Raw genomic sequence first — 16,481 nt, 5'->3', positions numbered from 1 at the left:
AGTCCTCCGCCCCTGATCCACGAACGTGGGTGCCGGTTTCAGTCCCCCTGGCGCTGCTGGGGAATCTGCCCCTGCAGCAGGGCCCTGACCTCCGACTCGCGGTAGCGGCGGTGGCCGCCGAGGGTGCGGATGGCGGAGAGCTTGCCCGCCTTGGCCCACCGGGTCACCGTCTTCGGGTCGACACGGAACATCGACGCCACCTCGGCCGGCGTGAGTAGCGGCTCTGGTTCATGCGTTCGCGATGCCATCGGTCACTCCTCCACATGTATAGACATCGGCCGGGGTCCCGCCGGCCGACGCGTCTCCCATGGTCCGGCTAGTCCCCGATGTCCGACATGGGCCGAACGGCCGAACGTCCCTAGACGGACGGATGAACCATGCCCGATTTATGCGACTTTTACACGGCAGAAAGTACCTTATTCGGACTCATGATCACGGTTCGTGAAGCGTCAACTACGAGCACCCCTCGTCTTGGGAGCGCTTCTCGGGCGATATGCCCCTAGTTGCACCGCTCGAGCAGCTGCACCGCTCGCCATCGCGCGACCAGCTTGTCGTACGCGGCCGAGGCCTCCTCAGCCTCGCCACGGGAGAGCCCCGCCAGCCCCGACGCGACCAGCTCGGGCGAGTCGTCCGCGGTGAGCGTCTCGTCGGGCAGCAGCTCGACCAGGCCGCCGTAGTCGAGTTCCACCACCGAGCGCGGGTGGAACTCCTCCAACCAGCGGGCGGCCTCCTCGACCGCCTCGGTGATCGGAGCCTCGCCGACCGACTTGCGCAGCACCGAGAGCGCCCGCGACGACCGGCGCCGGGCCTTGGAGATCTCGGTGCGGTAGCGCAGCGACCGCCGACCGGGCTCGGTGACCAGGTCCCGCTCCGCCGGGTCGAAGAGCACGAACCAACGCAGCGGCACGCCCCAGGTGGCGATCTGCTCGTGCACCCGCGGCACGCCGTGCTCCAGCACCCGGGCGCCGCTGCGCCAGTCGTCCACCACGGCTTTGGCCTGACCGGCCAGGACCGGGGGCACGAAGGCGTCGGCGAGCACCGAGGGCACGCCGTCACGGGCGCTCAGCGCCGCCTCGGCCACCCGGATCCGCAGGTTCCACGGGCAGACCAGCAGCGTGTCGTCCGTCTCCAGGACGTACGCCTCCTCGGGCAGGTCGGGCAGGCGGGTCCAGCCGGCGCCGAGCGCCTCGATCACCGCCGTCCGCTGCCGGCCGGGCCCCTCCACCGGGGCGACCGCCCGCCCCTCCGACACGTAGCGCCGCCAGTACGACTGGCGGTCCCGGTCGAAGGCGGTCAGCGGCTCGTACACGCGCAGGTAAGAAGCGAAGAGCGACGGCACGGCGCGATCCTCCCACGAACCTCGCCCCGTCGCCGTCAGCGCCCGCCCACCACGCGTGCCGCGCTCGACGGGCAGCCGGCGGCCGATATTAGGCTCAAGCTCACCGGCAGCATCCCCGCCGGCGTCCACCAGGCACGCGTCCCACAAGGACGCACCGACACCAGGAGCCAGTCATGGGCGTATTCGCCAGCACCGACGACCCGGGATCTACCGGCCACGAACAGGTCGTGTTCTGCCAGGACAAGCAGAGCGGCCTCAAGGCGATCATCGGGATCTACTCCACCGCGCTGGGGCCCGCGCTCGGCGGCACCCGCTTCTACCCGTACGACAGCGAGGAGGCCGCCCTCGCCGACGTGCTGGACCTCTCCCGCGGCATGGCGTACAAGAACGCTCTCGCCGGGCTGGATCTCGGCGGCGGCAAGGCGGTCATCTGGGGTGACCCGGAGCAGATCAAGAGCGAGGCCCTGCTGCGCGCGTACGGCCGGTTCGTGGAATCGCTGGCCGGGCGCTACTACACCGCCTGCGACGTCGGCACCTACGTCGCCGACATGGACGTGATCGCCCGGGAGACCAGCTACGTCACCGGCCGCAGCGTCGAGCACGGCGGCGCCGGCGACTCCTCCATCCTCACCGCCTGGGGCGTCTTCCAGGGGATGCGCGCGGCCGCCGAGCACGTCTGGGGCACCCCGTCGCTCTCCGGCCGGCGGGTCGGCGTGGCCGGGCTGGGCAAGGTCGGCAAGTACCTCGTCCGCCACCTGCTCGACGACGGGGCCGAGGTGGTGGCGACCGACGTCAACCCGCGGGCCCTGGAGTGGGCGCGCAACAACCACCCGCAGGTCACCCTGGTCGACGACGCCAGCATGATGGTCGCCGGCGACATCGACGTGTACGCGCCGTGCGCCCTCGGCGGCGCGCTGAACGACGACACGGTGCCGGCGCTGCGCGCCAAGGTGGTCGCCGGCGCGGCGAACAACCAGCTCGCCCACCCCGGCATCGAGAAGCTGCTGGCCGACCGGGGCATCCTCTACGCCCCCGACTACGTGGTCAACGCGGGTGGCGTCATCCAGGTCGCCGACGAGATCGAGGGCTTCAACTTCGAGCGGGCCAAGCTGCGGGCCACCCGGATCTACGACACCACCCGGGAGATCCTCCAGCTCGCCGACGCCGAGGGCGTCCCGCCGGCGGTCGCGGCGGACCGGCTGGCCGAGCGGCGGATGGCCGACGTCGGCCGGTTGCGCACCATCCACCTCCGGTGACCCGTCCCCGGGAGCGGACCGTCCGGATCCGCTCCCGGGGCCATCCCGACCCCGGCCGCGTTCTAAGCTGGGGGATGGGACAGGTTCGTGCCGTTTCGTCCGGTGTCACGGGTGCTCATGGCTCCACCCCTTACCGGGTACACTGGGTGACGGCCGGATCACTGCGACGCGCAGGGCCGGCTGGCGGTAACCCGAGGTGCCGAACGATGGCATCCCCATGTACCGTAAGAGCCACGAGAGATGCCTGACGTCATCGGGGCCCGCCTTCGGGCTGCCCCGCATTCTGTGCGAGGGGGTCGAGCCATGGGGCGCGGCCGTGCTAAGGCCAAGCAGACGAAGGTGGCCCGGGAGTTGAAGTACCACTCCCCGAACACCGACCTCACCGCCTTGCAGCGTGAACTGGCGGGTGCTGGTAAGTCTGAGCACAACTTCGACGACGACTACAAAGAGTTCGTCGACGACGATGATGAGGATCACGCGGACGAGGACCCAGACACCTGGGTCCGTCCGACCCGCTGACCTCCCGACGCAGCTGAGCACGCGGTAGCCCCCGCGTGCTCACGCATGTGCCCGCCGCAGCGGCGTAGCGACCGACGATCAGGGACCTGCCCTGCAGAATCGCCAGACAGGTCCCTGATCCCGGTACCGCACCCTCAGCGCGGCCGGTTGTTCCAGTTGTAGAACGTCGGGATGTTCTCGAAGTGGTTCCAGGCGCAGACCGCGCCCTCGCCGTTTCCGCCCGCCACCTCCGACCGGAGCCGTCGCGCGGCCTCCGCCTCACGCAGCAGTGCGATGAGCCCCGGGGCGGCGTCCAGCACCCGCTCGGCGACTCCGACCGGGGCGGCGTCCGCCACCCGCTCAGACTGCCGGTGACTGGTGGTCTCGGGCATGCTCCAACACTCCCTCCAATAGGCGGATCTTGCTGTTGCGGCAGTGCTCGGTCTCCGTACCGTCAAAACGCCCCAGTTCGAAGTAACGGTTGGCGGCGTGACCGCCGCCACAAAAGCCGAAGTAGGGGCAGCTGGACCGGCACGCCTCGACGCCGGCGAGGAACTCGCCCACCCACGGCGTGCGCTCCGCGCCGGCCAGGATCTCGGCCAACGGGGTGTCCAGCACGTTGCCGCTGCTGAAGTCGCCGTACCTCGGGTCGGTGAAGCCGGCCAGCTCCGGGGAGAGCACGGTGACCGAGCCGTCGTGCCCGATCGTGGGGATCGGGTCCAGCCGGCGGGGCAGCACGTCGTCCGCCACGCCGTCCAGGACCGCCGCGGCGTACCGCAGCGACCACTCGACCTCGCGCAGGTGGATCCGGGGATCCCGCCGCCACGCCGCGACCAGCTCGGCCCAGAAGGCGATCACGTCCGCCGGGTCGTGCGAGTTGTCGCGGGTGTTGACCCCCTCGGTCTCCTCGATGTTGATTCCCAGCACGTCGCAGCCGAGATCGAGGAAGTAGTCGTACAGCTCGGTGGCGAGCCCCGGCTCGGGCCGGGAGACCACCGCGAGCGCGGAGAAGGGCAGCTCGTGCGCGCGCAGTGCGTCGACACCGCGCAGGATCCGGTCGTACGCCGGTGAGCCGGCCCGGCTCACCCGGTCGCCGTTGCGCTCCCGGGGCCCGTCCACGCTCACGCTCACCCGGACCCGGTGCTCGGCGAAGAACCGGCACCAGGCGTCGTCGATGAGCGTGGCGTTGGTCTGCACGTGATGCTCGACCTCGGGGCCGAAAGGCGCGAGCAGGGCCGCCAGGTGTTCCCGGCCGGCCGCCAGGGGCTCGCCGCCGTGCCACACCACGGAGAACCGGCCGGCGGTCGCCCACGGGTTGACCGCCGCCGCCACCGCCTCGGCCACCGGCACCGGCATCCGCCGGTCGGCGGCCCGGAACGGCAGATAGCAGTACGCGCAGTCCAGGTTGCAGAGCGTGGTGGGCTGCATCACGACGTACGACGGAACGGCGGCGACCCCGCGCATCCCGCTGAACGACTGTCCCCGAGCAGCCATTGCCCTCCCTTGCCTAGCCTGAGGGTGCCCTTCAGGCTAGGCGGCATTGGCCACTCGGGTGAACCCCTGATCAGGTGCTCGTATGATCAGCAGAGCGTGATCAGCCGCGGGTGTGCTGCCCGATCATCTGAACGTTGCCGGAGCCCTCGATGATCTCGCCGGCCTGCCACGCCTCGACGCCCCGCCCGGTGAGGGTGGCCAGCGCGCGGTCGGCGTCCTCGGCGGAGACGATCGCGAACATGCCGACGCCCATGTTGAACGTCGCCTCCATCTCCGGGTCCTCGATCCGTCCCTTGGACTGGATCAGGTCGAAGACCGGCTGCGGCCGCCAGGTGGAGCGGTTGACCACCGCGTCGACGTGCTCGGGCAGGACGCGCACCAGGTTCCCCGGGATGCCACCGCCGGTGACGTGGGCGAACGCCCGCACCTCGGCCTCGGCGATCAGCTTGAGGCAGTCCTGGGCGTAGATCTTGGTCGGGGTGAGCAGCTCCTCGCCGAGGGTCCGCTGCCGGCCGAAGTCGTCGATCACCACGTCGAGCCGCATCCGGCCCGCGCCCAGCAGCACGTGCCGGACCAGCGAGTATCCGTTGGAGTGCAGGCCCGAGGAGCGCATGGCGATCACCACGTCGCCCACCTCGACCCGCTCCGGGCTGAGGATGTCGCTCTCCTCCACCACGCCAACGCCGGTGGCCGAGATGTCGTACTCGTCGGGGCGCAGCACGCCCGGGTGCTCGGCCGTCTCGCCGCCGAGCAGCGCGCAGCCGGCGTAGCGGCAGCCGTCGGCGATACCCGCGCCGATCTCGGCGACCTTGTCCGGCACCACCTCGCCGGTCGCGATGTAGTCCAGCAGGAAGAGCGGCTCCGCGCCGCAGGCGACCAGGTCGTCGACGACCATCGCGACCAGGTCGATGCCGACGGTGTCGTGGATGTCCATCTGCTGGGCGATCACCAGCTTGGTGCCCACACCGTCGGTGGAGGAGGCCAGGATCGGGTTCTTGTACTTCTGGGTGTCGAGCCGGAAGAGACCCGCGAACCCGCCCAGGTCGCCGAGCACCTCCGGGCGCCGGGTCTGCCGCACCTTGGACTTCAGCAGCTCGACCGCGCGGTCGCCCGCCTCGATGGACACGCCGGCGTCCGCGTACGAGACCGCGCGTTTGCGCGCCTGGCGGCTGTTGCCGGCCGTCCAGGGCTGACGGTCGCCGCCGGCGCCGGTCGGGCTGGTTCCTGCGCCGCTGCGCTCGGAAACGTGCGTCACGGTTCTCCCCTTTGTGGTTCTCGGTGCGGCGCCGGAGGTGGCCGGCCCGCGCCGGGCGGTGCTACGGGCGGTGGACGGTCGAGCCGCCCGAAGTGGCGACGAGCGGAGGAGTGCTGCGCTCCGGGGCGTCCGGGCCGCCGTTGGCGACCCGCCGGCCCACCCCTTCGAGCACGTGCTTGCCGATCAGGTTTCCCGCCGGCAGCTCGATGGGGTACTCCCCATCGAAACACGCCCGGCAGAGCCGGGTCTTCGGCTGCTCGGTCGCGGCGATGAGGCCGGACAGCGATACGTAGCCCAGCGTGTCGGCGCCGATCGAGCGCCGGATGCCCTCGTTGTCCAGCCCGTTGGCCAGCAGTTCGGCCCGGGTGGCGAAGTCGATGCCGTAGAAGCACGGCCACTGCACCGGCGGCGACGAGATCCGCACGTGCACCTCGAGCGCACCCGCCTCGCGCAGCATCCGCACGATGGCCCGCTGGGTGTTGCCGCGCACGATCGAGTCGTCGACCACCACCAGCCGCTTGCCCCGCACGTTCTCCCGCAGCGGGTTGAGCTTGAGCCGGATGCCGAGCTGGCGCAGGGTCTGCGACGGCTGGATGAAGGTGCGCCCGACGTACGGGTTCTTCATCAGGCCGGCGCCGTAGGTGATCCCGGACTCCTCGGCGTAGCCGATCGCGGCCGGGGTGCCGGACTCCGGCACCGGGATGACCAGGTCGGCCTCGACCGGGTGCTCCTTGGCCAGCTGGCGGCCGATCTGCACCCGGGCGGAGTGCACGTTGCGCCCGGCGATGGTGGCGTCCGGGCGGGCGATGTAGACGTACTCGAAGAGGCAGCCCTTCGGCTCCGGCGCGGCGAACCGGGTGGAGCGCAGGCCGTTCTCGTCGATCGCGATCAGCTCACCCGGCTCGACCTCGCGGACCACGCTCGCGCCGACGATGTCGAGCGCCGCGGTCTCGCTGGCCACGACCCAGCCGCGCTCCAGCCGGCCGAGCACCAGCGGGCGTACACCGTGCGCGTCGCGGGCCGCGTAGAGCGTCGACTCGTCCATGAAGACGAAACTGAACGCGCCGCGCAGCTGCGGCAGCACCTCCAGCGCGGCCGCCTCGACCGAAAGATCCGGGCGACTGGCCAGCAGCATGGTCACCAGAGAGGTGTCGTTGGTCGAGCCGTCGTCGACCAGGCCCCGCTCGGCGACCTCACGCTGGAGGTCGGCGGTGTTGACCAGGTTGCCGTTGTGCGCCAGGGCGATCGTGGTGCCGGCGGTGGTCGAGCGGATGGTCGGCTGGGCATTCTCCCAGGTCGAGCCACCGGTGGTGGAGTAGCGGGCGTGCCCGATGGCGAGGTGCCCGCGCAGGCTGGCCAGCGTCGGCTCGTCGAAGACCTGGGCGACCAGGCCGAGGTCCTTGTAGACCACCACGCCCGAGCCGTCGCTCACCGCGATGCCCGCCGCCTCCTGGCCGCGGTGTTGCAGCGCGTAGAGACCGAAGTAGGTCAGATTGGCGACCTCTTCCCCGGGAGCCCAGACGCCGAAGACGCCGCACTCGTCCTGGGGGCCGGGTCGTTGGGGATCAAGGTCGTGGCTCAGCCGGCCGTCGCCTCGAGGCACCTGCCGCTCCCTCATGCTGGGTCTGGATGGCCGGGCGGGATCACGGGTCAAGATCCGTACCCTCGGCCGGGACCGCTGTCGTCGCCTGACAGTGTACGCGAATCGCTGTCGATACAGAAAGTCACGATCCGCCTCCGGGCAGTTACATCTCCTGGCCCGTCGACGCAGCTAGAGCGGCAGATGGGCAGAGAGGTCACCCCGAGGGCCACTCACCCGTACGCGACCCTCGGTAACCGCCTCCGCCCAGTCGAGGCGGCCGGTGGCCACCGCCAGCCAGGTCGCCGGGTCCATTTCCACCACGTTCGGTGGGGTGCCACGGGTGTGTCGAGGACCCGGAACACACTGCACCGCGCCGTATGGTGGGACCCGCACCTCCACCGATCGGCCGGGGGCGCGCTCCGCGAGGACGGTCAACAGCGTCCGGACCGCCTCCCGGAGGACCGGCCGTTCGGGCGTACGCCCCTCATCGAGCGCCGACAACGCCGCCGCTACCGCGGCGGACTTAATGTGCGGAGAGGACACGACGGGACGATACGACCCGAGCCGGCGCGACTCGACGCTGGCCCTGGGTCGCGCCGAGACAGCCGGACAAGGCATAGTTGCCGACGGCGTATTCGTACCGTGATGATCCCCGGCCCGGCGCCCGCCGGTGAGGGAAGTCAGCCCGGAAGGCGGTGGACGTGTCAACACACCGACGTGCCTGGAAGCAGCGGGCCGGTGTGGTCGTAGCGCTGGTTGCCGGCGCCCTCCTCGCCCTCCCCGCCACACCAGCCCTAGCCGATGACCCCGATGTGCGAATCACAAACCTGTCAGCAGGTTCGTTGCAGAGCGGGCAACAGGCCAAGCTTGATTTTACGGTCAAGAACAACAATGACCTCCCCACGACGTTCAGCGTCAGCGTCGCTACCTTCGACGGTCTGTCCTGCCAAGGCGACTGCAACGTGCCCGCTCGGCTGATCGCGCCTGGTAGTGAGCAACAGTTCAGCGCCACGCTGGTTGCCGACAACATCCCGGCAGGTCAGACCAAGTCCGGCGCGGTGCGCGTATCTGCGAAGGCCGGCGGCGATCAAGGCAGCGACGAGCAGAACATGACGGTCCGCGGACCAAACGCGCCGCCGCAGGTGCAGACCGTGAAGTCGGTCTCCGGCAAGGTCGTGGCCCAGGCCGACGGCAGCGCTGTGCCGAACGCGATCGTGATCCTGCAGGACAGCAGGAACAAGCGGTTCGAGACCACCAGCGACGGCAGCGGCAACTTCCGGTTCAGCGGGAGCACCGACAACCCGATCACCCCGGGTCGGCTGGATCTCGGCGCGAGCAAGGACGACATCCGGGCGATCAAGAGCGTCAACGCCTCGGCCGGTCAGTCGATCACCGGCCAGCGGATCAGCCTGGCGATCAAGGTTGAGGTGACGCCGAGCGCGACCCCGTCGGCGACCGAGGAGGCGCTGCCGACCGACGAGGCGACCGAGGAGGCCACCGACGAGACGCCGGAGGCGACCGAGGGCGCGGCGGCCAACGCCAGCAACGAGGACTCCGGCAGCAGCACGGGCTCCTACGTGATCATCCTGCTCGGCGGCCTGCTCGTCGCCGCCGGCGTGGGCACGATCGTGCTGCTCTGGATGAAGCGCCGGGAGAACCCGGACGACGCCGGCGACGACTCGCCGACCGGTGGCCCCGCGGGCGGTCCCGTGCCGGCAGCCCGGGGTGCCTTCCGCGGAGCGGACGACCAGACCCGGGTGGTCAACCGGGCCGGCGCCGGCCCCGACCCGACGATGGTCGGCGGCGCCGCGCTGAGCGAGGCCCCGACGATGATGCACCGCCCGGTCGTCGACGACGTCCCACCGGACCCGTACGGCGCCCCGCCGCAGTCCTACGGCGCGAGCCCGCAGCAGGGCTGGGCCGGTAACGGCTACGGCGACGAGCCGGCCGGCTACGGCGCCGGCGGTTACGGCAACGCACCCTCCTCCGGTGGCGGTTACGGCAACGCGCCCGCCTCCGGTGGCGGCTACGGCAACGCGCCGGGCTCGGGCGGCGGCTACGGCGCCGGCGCGGGAGCCGACGGCGGCTACGGAAGCGCCGCCGGTGACGGTTACGGCACTCCGCCCGCCTCCGACGGCGGCTACGGCGGCGCGCCCTCCTCGGGCGGCGGCTACGGCAGCCGGGACTACGGCGCACCGGCCGGGGCGGCGGGCTATCCGCCGGCGACCGCGGGCGCTGGCGGCTATGACGAGCCGACCGGGCGCTACACCGGCGACAGCACCCAGTACCCGGCTCCGGCCGACCCGTACGCCACCGGGCTCTACCAGCAGGACCAGGCCCAGGGGTACGGCCAGACCGAGCCCGCGCCGTACGGCCGCGGGGCCGAGCCGGCCGGTGGCTACGGCCAGGGTGGTGGCGGCTACGACCAGGGTGGCTACGGCCAGCAGAACGGCTACGACCAGCCGGGCGGCTACGGCCAGGAGCCGCCGGCGCAGCGCGGTGGCTACGACGACCGGGGCTACGACCAGGGCGGCTATGGCCAGGGCGGCTCCTACGGCCAGTCCGGTGGCTACGGCCAGGAGCCCTCGGCCCAGCCCGGCGGTTACGGCCAGGAGCCCCCGGCCCAGCCCGGCGGTTACGGCCAGGAGCCCCCGACGCAGCGCGGTGGCTACGACGACCGGGGCTACGGTCAGCAGGGCGGCTACGACCAGTCCGGCGGCTACGGCGACCAGAACCAGGGTGGCCGGGGCCGCGACGCCAACGCGCCGCAGCAGGACCGCAGCGGTCGCCGGCTGGACTGGCTGGACGACTGACCGGCGGGCAACCGCCTGACCGCACGACGATCGAAAGGGGCCGCCCGGGTCAACCCGGGCGGCCCCTTTTTCAGCTCTTGTCCTGGTAGTTCAGGTGGCTGTCCCGGTAGCTCAGGCGGCGGAGAAGACGCCCTGGCGCAGCAGCGGGACGACGTCCGACACGTCGAGCTGGACCGCGATCTCGACGTCCTCGACGAAGCCGCGCTCGACGAGTTCCCGGCCGGAGACGCAGCCACGGATCGCGGCCGGCACGTCCGGCGTACTGGCCAGCGCGGCGAGGGCCATCGCCGCCTCGACGGAGAGCCCACCGGGCACCCCGGAGAGAGCGTCCAGCACACTGGCCGCGCCGAGCTGGTCCTCCACCGAGGGGCGCAGCGAGCCGTCCGGCCAGCGCTCCCCCGCGGCGACCACCCCGATCGGGGCGTTCGTCGTGCCGTACCCCTGGCGGCGCAGCCACCGCCCGACGGCGCGGGCGTTCCGCAGGCAGGCCGCGACCACCGGCAGTCCGGTGGCGCTGGCCGCGGCGCTGATCGCCGAACCGTTGGGCGAGGGGAGCACCAGGTCCGGAACGACCGGTGCCGCCCGCAGCGCCGCGGGCGAGAGCGACCACGGCTGCTCCGGGCTGGCCTGCCGGCGACCCACCGCGGCGACCGCGCCGACCCGGCGGGCGTAGTCGGCCGCCTGCTCACCCCAGGGGAACGGGTGCACCCGGATGCCCCGGGCGACCGCCACCTCGACGGCGGTGGTGAACGAGAGCACGTCCACCACCACCAGCGCGGCACAGACCCGGCCGAGTTCCGCCGCGCCGGTCAGCCCCCAGTCGAACCGGGCGCCGGAACCGGGTTGGGCGTGAACCGCCGCGTCCACCGCCTCAGCGCTCGTCAGGCGCCGACGGCTGCTCGGTGTCACCGGCGTCGCGGTCGGCCACCTCGTCGCTGCCGGTCGTCGCGACCGGCTCCGCCAGACCGACCGGAGCGACCGGGCCGGCCGAGGCGATCGGCTCGGACTCGACGGACTCCGGGTCCAACGGCGCGACCTCGGCGGCCGGCTCGGTGACCGGCAGCGGGACCGCCTCGACGGCCCCGGCCACACCGGCCGCCGGCGCCGGCACCTCGACCAGCTCCGCGCCCCCGAAGAGCCGCGGCAGGGTGGCGGTGTGCGCGGCGCGCAGCTCGTCCAGACCGATCCGGAACTGGCCGTGCACCTCGAGCGCACCGGCGCCCGGATCGGTGACGCCGATCAGCTCGAACGGCACACCGCGCTCCGCGCAGAGCGCGGTGAACGCCTTCTCGTGCCCGCGTGGCACCGAGACCAGCGCCCGCCCGGCGGACTCGCTGAACAGGTAGACGAACGGCATCGAGCCACCGGCGAACTGCTCCGGCACCGCGACCCGGGCACCGACCCCGCGACGCAGGCAGGACTCGACCAGGCTCTGGGCCAGGCCACCGTCGGAGAGGTCGTGCGCCGAGCTGAGGTGACCCACCCGGGCCGCCTCGGCCAGCAGGTCGCCGAGCGCCTTCTCGCGGGCGAGGTCGACCTGCGGCGGGATGCCGCCGAGGTGCTCGTGGGTGACCCAGGCCCACTCCGAGCCGGAGAGCTCCACGTGCGTCTCGCCGAGCAGGAAGAGCTGGTCGTGGTCGCCGTTCGGCCGCGGCACGAAGCCCATCGGCACCCGCTCGGCCACGTTGTCCAGCACGCCGAGCACGCCGACCACCGGGGTCGGGTGGATCGCCGCCGCGCCGGTCTGGTTGTAGAAGCTGACGTTGCCGCCGGTCACCGGGATGCCCAGCTCGGCGCAGCCGTCCGCCAGGCCGCGCACGGCCTCGGCGAACTGCCACATCACGCCCGGGTCCTCCGGCGAGCCGAAGTTGAGGCAGTTGGTGACCGCGATCGGCTTGGCACCGGTGACGGCCACGTTCCGGTACGCCTCGGCCAGCGCCAACTTGGTGCCGTGGTACGGGTCGAGCCGCGCGTAGCGGCCGTTGCCGTCGACGGAGAGGGCGACACCGAGGCCGGTCCGCTCGTCGATCCGGATGACGCCGGAGTCCTCCGGCTGGGCGAGCACGGTGTTGCCCAGCACGTACCGGTCGTACTGCTCGGTGACCCAGGTCTTGTCGGCCAGGTTCGGCGACGCGATCATGCGCAGCACGGTCTCCCGCAGCGCCTCCGGGTCGGCCGGGCGGGGCAGCGTCTCGGCCCGGTCGGCCTGGAGCAGGATCAGGTCGGCCGGCTCCCGCATCGGGCGCGCGTAGACCGGGCCGTCGTCGACCAGGGAGCCCGGCGGCACGTCGACCACCAGGTGGTCCCGCCAGGTGATGGTCAGCCGGCCCGGACGGCCGTCCGCCTCCGGCGGGGTGACCTCGCCGATCGCGGTGGCCAGCACGCCCCACTTGTCGGCGGTCTTGAGCACCGCGTCGAGCTTGTCCGGCGCGACGACGAGGAGCATCCGCTCCTGCGACTCGCTGGCCAGGATCTCGTGCGGCTCCATCGAGGGCTCGCGCAGCGGCACTCGCTCCAGCCACACCCGCATGCCGGTGCCGGCCGCCGCGGCGGTCTCGGTGAGCGCGCAGGTCAGGCCGGCGCCGCCGAGGTCCTGGATGCCGACGACCAGTTCACCGTCGTAGAGCTCCAGGCAGGCCTCGATCAGCAGCTTCTCGATGAACGGGTCACCCACCTGCACGGCCGGGCGGCGCTGCTCGCTGCCCTCGTCGAAGGTGGCGCTGGCCAGCACCGACACGCCGCCGATGCCGTCCCGGCCGGTCTTGGCGCCCATCAGTACCACGATGTTGCCGGGGCCGGCGGCGGCCTTGTTCTGCAGCCGGTTGACCGGCAGCACGCCGAGGCAGAGCGCGTTGAGCAGCGGGTTGCCCTGGTAGCTGGGGTCGAAGACCAGCTCGCCGCCGATGTTCGGCAGGCCGAGGCAGTTGCCGTAGCCGCCGACACCGGCGACCACGCCGGTGAGCACCCGGGCGGTGTCCGGGTGGTCGGCCGCGCCGAAGCGCAGCGGGTCCATCACCGCGACCGGGCGGGCGCCCATGGCGAGGATGTCCCGGACGATGCCGCCGACGCCGGTCGCCGCGCCCTGGTAGGGCTCGACGAAGCTCGGGTGGTTGTGCGACTCGACCTTGAAGGTCACCGCCAGCTCGTCGGAGACCTGCACCACGCCGGCGTTCTCGCCGATGCCGGCGAGCAGCCGGTCGCTCGGCGGGGCCTTCTCACCGAACTGGCGCAGGTGCACCTTGCTGGACTTGTAGGAGCAGTGCTCGCTCCACATGATCGAGTACATCGCCAGCTCGGCCTGGGTGGGCCGGCGGCCGAGGATCTGCCGGATCCGGTCGTACTCGTCGTCGCGGAGACCGAGCTCGGCGTACGGCTGGAGCTCGCCGGGGGTGCCACCGGCACGCGGCACGGTGTCGACGCCGTCGACCCACTCGGCGGCGACCGGCTCGACCACGCGGGCCGGGGCGGCCGGCGGCACGACGTCGGCCGGGCGCGACTCCGCCGGCTGCGCCGGGGCAGCCGCGAAGGCGTCCGGTGTCTCCCGTACCGGGTCCGGATGGGTGGTCATGACCTCTCCTCGCTGCGCTCGTGGCCGCCCGCCGGACGGTTGAGCTGACCGATGATCCTGCCGCCGCCGGTCACGCCGGCGCCCCCACCAGGTGCTTGAGGACCGAGGTGAAGAAGCCGAGGCCGTCCAGGGAGGGCCCGGTGAGCGCCTCCACGGCGTGCTCGGGGTGCGGCATGATGCCGACCACGTTTCCGGCCTGGTTGGTGATGGCGGCGATGTCGCGCTGCGACCCGTTGGGGTTGCCGCCGATGTAGCGGGCGACCACTCGGCCCTCGGCTTCGAGCTGGTCGAGCGTCGCCTCGTCGGCGACGTAGCAGCCCTCGCCGTTCTTGACCGGGACGAGCACCTCCTGGCCGGGCTGGAACGCGTTGGTCCACGCGGTGCCGGCCGTCTCGATCCGCAGGAACTGGTCGCGGTTGCGGAAGTGCAGGTGCTGGTTGCGGGTGAGCGCGCCGGGCAGCAGGTGGGCCTCGCAGAGGATTTGGAAGCCGTTGCAGATGCCGAGCACCGGCAGGCCGCCGCGGGCCGCGTCGACGATGGTCTCCATCACCGGGGCGAACCGGGCGATCGCGCCGCAGCGCAGGTAGTCGCCGTAGGAGAACCCGCCGGGCAGGACGACCGCGTCGACCCCGTGCAGCTCCGGGTCACCGTGCCAGAGCCGGACCGCCTCGGCGCCGGCGATGCGGACGGCCCGGGCGGCGTCCCCGTCGTCGAGCGAGCCGGGGAAGGTGACCACTCCGACCCGCGCGGTCACGGTCGCGCGCCCGCGGTCTCGTCGGTCTCGACCAGGCGGACGGTGAAGTCCTCGATGACCGGGTTGGCGAGCAGCTTGTCCGCGATCTCCCGGGCCTGGTCCAGGTCCGGTTCACCGGTGAACTCGATCTCGATCCGCCTACCGATCCGGACCGAGGCGACGTCGCTGACGCCGAGCCGGGGCAGCGCGTTTGCGACGGCCTGGCCCTGCGGATCGAGGATCTCGGGCTTGAGCATGACGTCGACGACGACGCGAGGCACTGGGCACTCCTGACTGTGTACGCAGTTGGGTGCCTACCCACAAGGGGCGAGCGCAGCCAGCCTACCTGGCAGATACCGCCCCGGCCGCACCGGCCGGGGCCCGTCCAGGCAGTGATCAACATAACCACCCGCCGAGCGGCGGGCGGACCGCCCCGGCGAGCGCGGCACCCGGCCCGACCAGGCCATTCACGGCGCCCGGGGAGGCCAAATCGTTACATAGATCGACCTCAATCGCAATATTGAAAACGCCACCGCCGAGCCCTACCCTACATCGACAGAGTTCGATGATGCGGCCGGCGGGTGACCCCCGCCGCCGGCCGTCCCCGCCCGGCGACCCCGGGCCCCGCCCACCGTCAAGGAGTCCAGCGACATGCGCATCCGTTCCCTGCTCGTAGCGATCAGCACCGCGCTGGTCGGCGTCCTCGGCGCCGCCTCGGGCGCCACCGCCGCCCCCGCCGGCCCGCAGCCCATCATCGGCGGCGGCACCGTCTCGTCCGCCCCGTGGGCCGCCGCGGTCTTCAGCAACGGCTCGTTCACCTGCTCGGGCAGCGTGATCGCCGCGCAGTGGGTGCTCACCGCCCGGCACTGCATCAGCGGCACGATGTCGGTCCGGGTCGGCAGCGTCTACCGTGCCTCCGGCGGCGTGACCCGCACGGTCAGCGCCACCTACACCCGCTACGACCTGGCCCTGATGCGCCTCTCCAGCTCGGTGAGCACCTCCGCGGTCACGCTCGCCAGCAGCAACCCGCCGATCGGCTCGACCAACTCGATCTACGGCTGGGGCATGACCTGCTACAGCGGCTGCTCCGCGTCGAGCCAGCTCAAGACCGCCAACGTCCAGGTGACCAGCAACAGCGCCACCGACGCGTACGGCGGGCAGGCGATCCGCAGCACGCGGATCAACGGCAACGCCTGGCGGGGCGACTCGGGCGGGCCGCAGTTCTACAGCGGTCGGCAGGTCGGGGTGGCCTCGACCGCCGACGGCTCCAGCATCCAGAACTACGGCAGTGTCGCGTACAACCGGGCCTGGATCACCTCGGTGGCCGGTGTCTGACGGTTAGCGCCCCCGCGGCGCGGATGGTCGGCCCCGCGCCGGCCGTCCGCGCCGCGCCGTTTTGCAGCATCCGATCAGGTGAACAACCCTCGCGAACACCCCGGTGACCTGCTGACAGCATCAGAACCGTGCTGGTCGTGACGACGGAGCAACTGCCCGGCTACGAGATCCGCCAGATCCTCGGTGAGGTGGTGTCATCGATGGCCAGGACGCGCAACCCCTATCGCGAGGGCGTCAAGAACCTGCGCGGCGGGGCGTACGACCCGATGGCGCCGGACAACCTCACCCGCTGGCGTACCGACTCGGTGGCCCGGCTCGGCGAGGAGGCCATGCGGCTCGGCGCGAACGCGGTGATCGGCATGCGGTTCGACAGCCGCGACTGCGGCGAGATGTGGATGGAGATCTGCGCGTACGGCACGGCGGTGATCGTGGTGCCCAAGGTTCCCGACGTGATGCCGCCCGACCAGCCGCTGGTCGCCGCGGAGACCGCGCACGAGGCGGAGATCGCGGAGGCCCCCGGCGGCATCGCCGAACCGGCCAGCGCCCCCAACCTCCGCACCGCCGCCGAAACCCCCACCCGCGACTAACCCACCCACCCCACCCACCAA

Annotated in this window: 14 protein-coding genes and 2 pseudogenes; 5 read left to right on the top strand and 11 right to left on the bottom strand. The window is 72.1% G+C overall.

Annotated features, from left to right (window positions below; all coding sequences use genetic code 11):
• Positions 1–38 precede the first annotated feature (38 nt).
• Together ACIBBA_RS04005 and ACIBBA_RS04000 are read right to left on the bottom strand one after the other, a co-directional pair.
• Positions 39–248 (bottom strand): BldC family transcriptional regulator, encoded by a 210-nt coding sequence (locus ACIBBA_RS04005; RefSeq protein ID WP_007073996.1) that lies wholly within the window; start codon positions 246–248, stop codon positions 39–41.
• Positions 249–499: 251 nt separating this feature from the next.
• Positions 500–1,339, bottom strand: a complete 840-nt coding sequence (locus ACIBBA_RS04000; protein WP_396693553.1) for a hypothetical protein — start codon at positions 1,337–1,339, stop codon at positions 500–502.
• Positions 1,340–1,512: 173 nt separating this feature from the next.
• Between ACIBBA_RS04000 and ACIBBA_RS03995 the strand changes: the two genes are divergently transcribed.
• Together ACIBBA_RS03995 and ACIBBA_RS03990 are read left to right on the top strand one after the other, a co-directional pair.
• A complete protein-coding gene (locus tag ACIBBA_RS03995) occupies positions 1,513–2,595 on the top strand; it encodes a Glu/Leu/Phe/Val dehydrogenase (protein ID WP_396693551.1) in 1,083 nt (360 codons plus the stop codon).
• Between the two features lie 303 nt (positions 2,596–2,898).
• Positions 2,899–3,114, top strand: a complete 216-nt coding sequence (locus ACIBBA_RS03990) for a DUF3073 domain-containing protein (RefSeq protein ID WP_396693549.1) — start codon at positions 2,899–2,901, stop codon at positions 3,112–3,114.
• A 134-nt stretch (positions 3,115–3,248) separates the two neighbouring features.
• On the opposite strand, the gene amcA is transcribed toward ACIBBA_RS03990, so the two are convergent.
• From amcA to ACIBBA_RS03965, 5 genes are all read right to left on the bottom strand, one after another.
• Positions 3,249–3,485: a multiple cyclophane-containing RiPP AmcA gene (amcA, locus tag ACIBBA_RS03985; protein WP_357046959.1), complete on the bottom strand. Its 237-nt coding sequence runs from the start codon at positions 3,483–3,485 to the stop codon at positions 3,249–3,251.
• Positions 3,454–4,557, bottom strand: a complete 1,104-nt coding sequence (gene amcB, locus ACIBBA_RS03980) for a cyclophane-forming radical SAM peptide maturase AmcB (RefSeq protein ID WP_396694298.1) — start codon at positions 4,555–4,557, stop codon at positions 3,454–3,456. The genes amcA and amcB overlap by 32 nt, the downstream gene beginning before the upstream one ends.
• 130 nt (positions 4,558–4,687) lie before the next feature.
• Entirely contained in the window at positions 4,688–5,842 is a 1,155-nt protein-coding gene (gene purM / locus ACIBBA_RS03975) for a phosphoribosylformylglycinamidine cyclo-ligase (protein ID WP_350868353.1), read from the bottom strand.
• Positions 5,843–5,903: 61 nt separating this feature from the next.
• On the bottom strand, positions 5,904–7,445 hold the full coding sequence (purF, locus tag ACIBBA_RS03970; RefSeq protein WP_396693548.1) for an amidophosphoribosyltransferase: 1,542 nt from the start codon (positions 7,443–7,445) through the stop codon (positions 5,904–5,906).
• A 168-nt stretch (positions 7,446–7,613) separates the two neighbouring features.
• Entirely contained in the window at positions 7,614–7,967 is a 354-nt protein-coding gene (locus ACIBBA_RS03965; protein ID WP_396693546.1) for a sterol carrier family protein, read from the bottom strand.
• A gap of 127 nt (positions 7,968–8,094) precedes the next feature.
• Here ACIBBA_RS03965 and ACIBBA_RS03960 point away from each other — a divergent pair.
• Positions 8,095–10,237: pseudogene (locus ACIBBA_RS03960) on the top strand (hypothetical protein).
• 111 nt (positions 10,238–10,348) lie between these two features.
• On the opposite strand, the gene ACIBBA_RS03955 reads toward ACIBBA_RS03960, so the two are convergent.
• From ACIBBA_RS03955 to purS, 4 genes are all read right to left on the bottom strand, one after another.
• Entirely contained in the window at positions 10,349–11,104 is a 756-nt protein-coding gene (locus ACIBBA_RS03955; protein ID WP_396693544.1) for a 2-phosphosulfolactate phosphatase, read from the bottom strand.
• 4 nt (positions 11,105–11,108) lie between these two features.
• Positions 11,109–13,805 (bottom strand): phosphoribosylformylglycinamidine synthase subunit PurL, encoded by a 2,697-nt coding sequence (purL, locus tag ACIBBA_RS03950; RefSeq protein WP_396693542.1) that lies wholly within the window; start codon positions 13,803–13,805, stop codon positions 11,109–11,111.
• Between the two features lie 70 nt (positions 13,806–13,875).
• The gene (gene purQ, locus ACIBBA_RS03945) at positions 13,876–14,559 is read right to left on the bottom strand and encodes a phosphoribosylformylglycinamidine synthase subunit PurQ (protein ID WP_396693539.1); all 684 of its coding nucleotides are present in this window, start codon (positions 14,557–14,559) and stop codon (positions 13,876–13,878) included.
• Entirely contained in the window at positions 14,556–14,819 is a 264-nt protein-coding gene (purS, locus tag ACIBBA_RS03940; RefSeq protein ID WP_350868365.1) for a phosphoribosylformylglycinamidine synthase subunit PurS, read from the bottom strand. The genes purQ and purS overlap by 4 nt, the downstream gene beginning before the upstream one ends.
• A gap of 370 nt (positions 14,820–15,189) precedes the next feature.
• Here purS and ACIBBA_RS03935 point away from each other — a divergent pair, with 370 nt between their 5' ends.
• A complete protein-coding gene (locus ACIBBA_RS03935) occupies positions 15,190–15,873 on the top strand; it encodes a S1 family peptidase (protein ID WP_396693537.1) in 684 nt (227 codons plus the stop codon).
• A gap of 23 nt (positions 15,874–15,896) precedes the next feature.
• Positions 15,897–16,460: pseudogene (locus ACIBBA_RS03930) on the top strand (YbjQ family protein).
• The last annotated feature ends 21 nt before the right edge of the window (positions 16,461–16,481 follow it).

It is taken from the genome of Micromonospora sp. NPDC051006, assembly GCF_044456245.1.
Lineage (GTDB): Bacteria > Actinomycetota > Actinomycetes > Mycobacteriales > Micromonosporaceae > Micromonospora.
Note: the sequence above shows the minus strand (reverse complement) of the source record. Positions and strands in the feature narration are given on the sequence as shown.

Excerpts from the sequence above, each read along its gene's own strand:
- ACIBBA_RS04005 (WP_007073996.1), bottom strand. The coding sequence starts at position 248 with ATGGCATCGCGAACGCATGAACCAGAGCCGCTACTCACGCCGGCCGAG.
- ACIBBA_RS03995 (WP_396693551.1), top strand. The coding sequence starts at position 1,513 with ATGGGCGTATTCGCCAGCACCGACGACCCGGGATCTACCGGCCACGAA.
- purL (WP_396693542.1), bottom strand. The coding sequence starts at position 13,805 with ATGACCACCCATCCGGACCCGGTACGGGAGACACCGGACGCCTTCGCG.
- ACIBBA_RS03935 (WP_396693537.1), top strand. The coding sequence starts at position 15,190 with ATGCGCATCCGTTCCCTGCTCGTAGCGATCAGCACCGCGCTGGTCGGC.
- amcA (WP_357046959.1), bottom strand. The coding sequence starts at position 3,485 with ATGCCCGAGACCACCAGTCACCGGCAGTCTGAGCGGGTGGCGGACGCC.
- ACIBBA_RS03990 (WP_396693549.1), top strand. The coding sequence starts at position 2,899 with ATGGGGCGCGGCCGTGCTAAGGCCAAGCAGACGAAGGTGGCCCGGGAG.
- amcB (WP_396694298.1), bottom strand. The coding sequence starts at position 4,557 with ATGCGCGGGGTCGCCGCCGTTCCGTCGTACGTCGTGATGCAGCCCACC.